The following is a 6,313-nucleotide window of genomic DNA, read 5'->3' as shown; positions in this document are numbered from 1 at the left end:
AGCTCGCGCGGGTCGGGCAGCGGGTCATGGTGCACCACTACCAGGGCTGCAACGGAGACCCCCATTGGCAGCCTCGATCAAGAGAGTACAGCGGGCATCACCGCGACGCGGCTGTGGAGTGTGATGCGACGCTTTTTCACAAAGGTCGCCGAAGTCATTGAGAAGGACAGCCCGGCCACGGCCGAGAAACTGCGCCGTGCCAGCCCACATTGGATGCGCCACACCCATGCTACGCATGCATTGGCGCGCGGGGCCGAATTGACCACCGTGCGCGACAACCTGCGGCACGCATCGATTTCGACGACCTCAATCTACCTGCACGGCGACGAGGTTAAGCGGGCGCGGGAGATGGGGGAGGCTTTCGCAGCCCGGCGATCTTGACGGGTCGCAGCGTCAGGCGAACTGCAGCTCGATCTTACCGGCACGCCGCCGTACTGGACCGACCACGATCTTCACGTCATGCCCCAGCTTGGCCACCAGTTCCAGCAGCTTCGCCTCGCTGACCCCGCGAAACTGGCCGCGCGTGATGCGGGAGATCTTGGACTGATCGATTTCCAGCAGCGCGGCGGCTCCCTGTTGCGTCAGGCGTCGCGCCTTGATGGCGCGGGCAATCTCAGCCGCGAGCTGCGACTTGCGCTGCATTTCCGCAGCGTCGGCATAGCCCAGGTCCGCGTAGACGTTGGTGCTGCCTTCTTCGATGGTGATGTGGCTGTTCTGGCTCATCGCTTTACTCCTTGCTTTGCTTGCCAAGCCTCAAAATCCTGCACCGCAGCCTTCAGCCGTGCCTTGATCAGGTCCAGGTCCTCCTTCGGCGTCTTGATGCCGCTCTTGGACTTCTTCTGAAAACAGTGCAGCACATAGACCCAGCCCGCGAACTTGACCGTGTAGACCGCCCGGAACGTGTCGCTCCGGAAATCCTCGACCACTTCCAAAACCGCGGCGGAACCAAACCCGCTCAGCGCCTTGGCGTCCGGGTGCTTGCCACCGGCTTGCGCCAGGTCGATCGCATGGCCGAACACGTCTTGGACGTCCTCGGGCATTCCGTCCAGATCCCGCTTGGCCGAGCCGACCCATTTGAGCGGTTTGCGCGGCTGGGTGGACATTAGTGGTGATTATGCCAATTTAGGCATAGACCGTCAAACCGAACTGAGCCCGGTGGGACGATGGCGGTGACATCTGATGAAAGGGAGCCGCAACCCTCAAAGCGCACCAATCTGCACGCAAAGGACGGCGCGCCGGAAATTCAGATATTCACAAGTGGTTGTTTTTGAAAGAACTTTTTTCGCGAAGCGCACCAATTTGCACGGAAAGTACGATCACCCCTTCACGGCCTTCACGCTGGACCAGCTCAACCTGCCGAGCCTGCAGGCCGCGGGCGTGAAGGGCGTGCTTGGCTCGGAAACAGCCGACTTCTGGGCGGCGGACCTGGACAACGCCGAGAACAAGCGCTTCGTCAAGGAATTCAATGCCAAGTACGGCCGCCTGCCGTCGAACTACGCCGCGACGTCCTACGACATGGTCACGCAGCTGAAGGCCGCCGTGGACGAACTGGGCGGCAACACCAAGGAAGCCGCGAAGCTGAGCGCGGCGCTGCGCAAGGCGGCCTACCGGTCCGTTCGCGGGGTCCAGTACCGGATCGGAAAGAACGGCTTCCCGGTCGACCGGTTCGTCGCGGTCGAAGTCGATGGAAGCGGACCCGTCTGGAGCCTCAAGTCCAAGGAGGTCGTGCTCGAGGGCACGGCCGATCCGCACCTGGCGGCTTGTCCGCTGTAGGCGAGAGGCGGCCGTGCCCGGTCGGGTGGCGCCGCCGCGCGGCGCGCCCCCGCAAGGGCCGCCCGTGTCCACCCCGTTTGTTCAGAAAGAGGATCCGAGCCACCATGTCGCAGTCAACTTCGCTGCCGAATCACGAGATGGGCGCCCGCAGCTACGGCCTGCACATTGCCGGCGAGGCCGTCGCGGCCGAGCCGGGACGTACCTTCGAGTCCTTCAACCCCACGACCGGGCGGCGCTGGGGCGACTTCGCCATCGCCGGCGCCGACCAGGTGGACCGGGCGGTGACGGCGGCCGCCAAGGCATTCCGCGGCCCCTGGTCCCGCATGTCCGCGACCGAGCGCGGCCGGCTGCTGATGCGCTGGGGCGACGCGATCGCGGAGAACGCGATGCACATCGGCGCGCTCGAGGCGACGCAGAACGGCAAGCTGGCCTCGGAGATGCAGACCCAGGCGCGCATCGTGCGCGACTGGCTCTGCTACTTCGGCGGCATGGCCGACAAGATCGAGGGCGCGGTCATTCCGGTCGCGCAGACGTCGGTGCTCAACTACACGCTCAAGGAGCCCCTGGGCGTGGTGGCCGTCATCGTGCCCTGGAACTCTCCGACGCTGCTGATGATCGAGTCGGCCGCGCCCGCGCTCGCCGCGGGCAACACCATCGTCGTCAAGCCCAGCGAGGTGACGTCGGCCTCGGCGATCGAGATCGCCCGGCTGGCGGAAAGCGTCGGCATCCCCCCCGGCGTCCTCAACGTCGTGACGGGGCTGAGGGAAACCGGGGAGGCGCTCGTCGGACACCCGCAGGTCCGCAAGATCTCCTTCATCGGCAGCACGGACGTGGGACGGGCCATCGCCGCCGAGGCGGGCAGGAAGCTCGTCCCGTGCACGCTCGAGCTGGGCGGCAAGAGCCCGAACATCGTCTTCGAGGACGCCGACATCGACCGCGCGGAAATCGGGGTGCTGGCCGGGATCTTCGCGGCGGCGGGCCAGACCTGCGTGGCGGGCTCGCGCGCCTACATCCACCGCCGCATCTACGACGAACTGGTCTCCCGCCTGGTGCGGCGGGCGGGCCGGATCGCGGTCGGCGACCCGCTGGCGCAGGCCACCCAGATGGGGCCCGTCGCGAGCAAGGCCCAGCTGGACAAGGACCAGGCCATCGTGCGCGAGGCCGTGGCCGCAGGGGCCAGCGTGCTCTGCGGGGGCGAACGCCTGGCGGTGCCAGGCTTCGACGGCGGCTACTTCTTCGCGCCCACGATCCTGGGCGGGGCGGATGCGGCCAATCCGGTGATCTGCAAGGAGGTCTTCGGGCCGGTCCTCGCGGTCATGCCCTTCGAAGACGACGACGAGGTCCTCGCCCTGGCCAACGATTCGGAGTTCGGGCTGGCCGCGGGGGTGTGGACCAAGGACTTCCGGCGCGCGCACCTGATGGCGCGGCGGCTCGAGGCGGGAACGGTCTGGCTCAACACCTACCGCACGCTGGCCTTCAATTCGCCCTTCGGCGGCTACAAGTCCAGCGGAATCGGGCGCGTCAACGGCACCGAGGCCGTGAACCACTACCTGCAGACCAAGAGCGTCTGGTGCGAGCTCGGCGACGAGGTGCGCGACCCGTTCGCCTTCAAGGCCTAGGCACCCTCCCGGCCGCACAGCCACAGATCCATCGCATAGGAGCCACGATGAGAGGTGTCGTATTTCCCGGGAACCGCAAGATCGAGTACCTCGAGGTGCCGGACCCGACGCCCGGGCCGCTGGACGTCGTCATCGAGATGAAGGCGTCCGGCATGTGCGGCACCGACCTGCAGAACTACCGCAGGCCGCTGGACCAGCCTGCCTACATGCCATCGCTGATCGGCCGCCCGCCCATCGCCGGCCACGAGCCCGCGGGCATCGTCTGCGCGGTCGGTTCGGCCGTGCCGGCGCAGCTCGCGCGGGTCGGGCAGCGGGTCATGGTGCACCACTACCAGGGCTGCAACGCCTGCGCGCACTGCCGCACCGGCTGGCAGCAGCTGTGCCGCAACGTCCAGCCGATGGTGCGCGTGTACGGCAACAACGACGACGGCGGCCACGCGCCCTACCTGAAGGTGCCGGCGAACACCGTGGTCACGCTGCCGGATTCGCTGAGCTTCGAGGCCGGCGCGGCGATCGCCTGCGGAACCGGCACCGCCTACCAGGCGCTGCGGCGCATGCACCTGTCCGCGGCAGACACCATCGCCATCTTCGGGCAGGGGCCCGTCGGCCTGTCGGCCACGCAGTTCGCGCGGGCCATGAATGCGCGCGTCATCGCCATCGACACGAACGAGCAGCGGCTCGAGCACGCACGCCGACTGGGCGCCGACGTGGCCTTCGCCCCGTCGGGCGACGGCGATGTCGCAGAAGCCATCCTGGAGCTGACCGGCGGGCAGGGCGTCGACAAGTCGCTGGAGACCTCGGGGGCGGCATCCGCGCGCAGCGCGGCCATCCGTGCGGCCAAGACCTGGGGGACCTGCTGCTTCGTCGGCGAGGGCGGCGAGGTGCGCATCAACGTCAGTCCGGAGCTGCTGCGCCGCCAGATGACGGTCATGGGGTCGTGGACGTTCTCGACGACCGGCCAGGCCGAGTGCGCCGCCTTCGTCGCCGCCAAGGGGCTCGACGTCGGCCAGCTGTACACCCACCGCTGGACGCTGGACCGGGCCGAGGAGGCCTACCGGCTGTTCGACCAGGGCGTGGGCGGCAAGGGCGTGTTCCTGCTCTGATGGCGGCGGGGCGCCGGTACCGGGGGCGTATGCGGGCCACGGCCCGGCGCACGGGCCCGTCCGGTCGCCGGCATGCGCGCCGACGCGACGCGGTCCCGGCTCAGGCCTCCAGCGGCCGCTCGCTGAAGCGCATCGAGAAGTCGACGGCCGTCACGTCCTTGATCAGCGCGCCCACGGAGATGCGGTCGACGCCGGTCTCCGCGTAGGCCCGCAGCGTCTCGAAGGTGACGCCGCCGGAGACCTCCAGGCTGCAGCGGCCCTGGGCCAGCCGCACCGCTTCACGGACGGTCTCCAGGGGCATGTTGTCCAGCAGCACCATGTCCACGCCCGCGTCGAGCGCTTCCTGCAACTGCCGCAGCGTCTCGACCTCCACCTGGATGAAGGCCACGCGGCCCTTGAGCGCCTGCGCCGCGCGGAACGCGGCCGTCAGGCCGCCCGCTGCCGCGATGTGGTTCTCCTTGATCAGGACGGCGTCGTACAGGCCCATCCGGTGGTTCTGGCCGCCGCCGCAGCGCACGGCGTACTTTTGCGCGGCGCGCAGGCCGGGGATGGTCTTGCGCGTATCTAGGACGGCCGCGCGCGTGCCTTCGACCACCTTGACATAGCGGGCGGTCTTGGTCGCCACGCCGCTGAGCGTCTGCAGGAAATTCAGGCAGGTGCGCTCCGCGGTGAGGAGCTCGCGCGCCACGCCTTCGATCACCACGACGGCCTGCCCGGGCACGCAGGTGCCGCCATCGGGTACGCGCCAGTCGGCCCGCGCCGTCGGCGCCAGGCGGTGCAGTATCTCCTCGACCCAGGGCCGGCCGCAGACGACCGCCGCCTGGCGGCACGTGATGGTGGCCGTGGCGCGGGCGGTCGCCGGGACCAGTTCCGCGGTCAGGTCTCCCGGGCCGACATCCTCGTCCAAGGCACGCTCGACGTCCTGGTGCACCTGCTTCAGAAACTCTCTCTCACTCACGTTCAATCCTTTTTGTTCATCCTGGGGAGGCCGCGTCCCGGCGCGGCCGTGCCGCCTGTGCTTGCGTGGGCCGGCGGAGCGCCAGCCACCGGGGCCACCGGCGCCGGAGCATGGCTTGCGGCCTCACCTCGCTCATGCGCGCGACTGGAGGAGACGTTTGCCCGTCGGCCGAACCGGTGCGCACGCACGCACACGCACCGCCATGCGTACACATCGAGTCCGAGTTTACAAAATTATTAGAGACCAAATGATTCTAGGGAAACCCCGTAGGGAAAACCGTTGCCCGGATCAACGTGTGCCCCTAAAATCATTAGGAGACTAACAAAACGGGGCACCGCCAGACGGTGCCCGCATTCCCCGCCATGAACCCCACTGAAACCTCGGCGCCGATCTGGTCAGACTCGCTACTGCTCGGGCATGCGGCGATCGATGGCGAGCACGAGCAACTGGCCGAGCTGATCGAGCGCATGCGGTGCGCCGCCGCGCCCGAGATGGCGCAGGCGCTGGACGCGGTGCTCCAGCATGCGGCCTCGCACTTCGCGGCCGAGAACGAGTTGATGCGCACGACGGCGTTTCCGCCGCGCGACTGCCACATCAGCGAGCACGAAGCGGTGCTGTCCACGCTGCGCGGCGTGCGTGCCCGCCTGGCGCGCGGGGAGGTCGAGGTGGCCCGCCGCGTGGCGGACGAGCTGGCGGCCTGGTTTCCGCCCCACGTCCAGCACCTCGACTCGGCACTCACCCATTGGCTCTGCAAGCTGCAGCACGGCGCCAAGCCCGTGGTGCTGCGCGTGGGCCGAAAGCCCGAGGCCGCCCTGGCCTGCTAGTTCAACCCCCCTGAAGCAACCACCACTAGAGATGAG

Annotated in this window: 8 protein-coding genes; 5 read left to right on the top strand and 3 right to left on the bottom strand. The window is 68.3% G+C overall.

What is annotated here, in order from left to right:
• The coding region (locus KDK82_RS30820; protein ID WP_143343584.1) for a site-specific integrase at nucleotides 1–381 on the top strand (381 nt) is incomplete at its 5' end.
• Between the two features lie 12 nt (nucleotides 382–393).
• Here the strand turns inward: KDK82_RS30820 and KDK82_RS30815 are convergent.
• Together KDK82_RS30815 and KDK82_RS30810 are read right to left on the bottom strand one after the other, a co-directional pair.
• The gene (locus KDK82_RS30815; RefSeq protein ID WP_011805135.1) at nucleotides 394–723 is read right to left on the bottom strand and encodes a helix-turn-helix domain-containing protein; all 330 of its coding nucleotides are present in this window, start codon (nucleotides 721–723) and stop codon (nucleotides 394–396) included.
• The gene (locus tag KDK82_RS30810) at nucleotides 720–1,103 is read right to left on the bottom strand and encodes a type II toxin-antitoxin system RelE/ParE family toxin (RefSeq protein ID WP_011805136.1); all 384 of its coding nucleotides are present in this window, start codon (nucleotides 1,101–1,103) and stop codon (nucleotides 720–722) included. The genes KDK82_RS30815 and KDK82_RS30810 overlap by 4 nt, the downstream gene beginning before the upstream one ends.
• Nucleotides 1,104–1,257: 154 nt before the next feature.
• Here KDK82_RS30810 and KDK82_RS30805 point away from each other — a divergent pair, with 154 nt between their 5' ends.
• The 3 genes from KDK82_RS30805 (at nucleotide 1,258) to KDK82_RS30795 (ending at nucleotide 4,495) form a co-directional block, all read left to right on the top strand.
• Entirely contained in the window at nucleotides 1,258–1,773 is a 516-nt protein-coding gene (locus KDK82_RS30805) for an ABC transporter substrate-binding protein (RefSeq protein WP_227472698.1), read from the top strand.
• A 104-nt stretch (nucleotides 1,774–1,877) separates the two neighbouring features.
• A complete protein-coding gene (locus KDK82_RS30800; RefSeq protein WP_227472697.1) occupies nucleotides 1,878–3,392 on the top strand; it encodes an aldehyde dehydrogenase in 1,515 nt (504 codons plus the stop codon).
• Between the two features lie 47 nt (nucleotides 3,393–3,439).
• Nucleotides 3,440–4,495, top strand: coding sequence for a zinc-binding dehydrogenase (locus KDK82_RS30795; RefSeq protein ID WP_017404448.1), 1,056 nt, complete (start codon nucleotides 3,440–3,442; stop codon nucleotides 4,493–4,495).
• Between the two features lie 100 nt (nucleotides 4,496–4,595).
• On the opposite strand, the gene nadC is transcribed toward KDK82_RS30795, so the two are convergent.
• Complete coding sequence (gene nadC / locus KDK82_RS30790; protein ID WP_103738775.1) at nucleotides 4,596–5,453, bottom strand: carboxylating nicotinate-nucleotide diphosphorylase; 858 nt, start codon at nucleotides 5,451–5,453, stop codon at nucleotides 4,596–4,598.
• Nucleotides 5,454–5,815: 362 nt separating this feature from the next.
• Between nadC and KDK82_RS30785 the strand changes: the two genes are divergently transcribed.
• On the top strand, nucleotides 5,816–6,277 hold the full coding sequence (locus KDK82_RS30785; protein ID WP_088167133.1) for a bacteriohemerythrin: 462 nt from the start codon (nucleotides 5,816–5,818) through the stop codon (nucleotides 6,275–6,277).
• The last annotated feature ends 36 nt before the right edge of the window (nucleotides 6,278–6,313 follow it).

The sequence above is a fragment of the Delftia sp. K82 genome (genome assembly GCF_002193035.1).
Classification (GTDB): domain Bacteria; phylum Pseudomonadota; class Gammaproteobacteria; order Burkholderiales; family Burkholderiaceae_C; genus Comamonas; species Comamonas acidovorans.
Note: the sequence above shows the minus strand (reverse complement) of the source record. Positions and strands in the feature narration are given on the sequence as shown.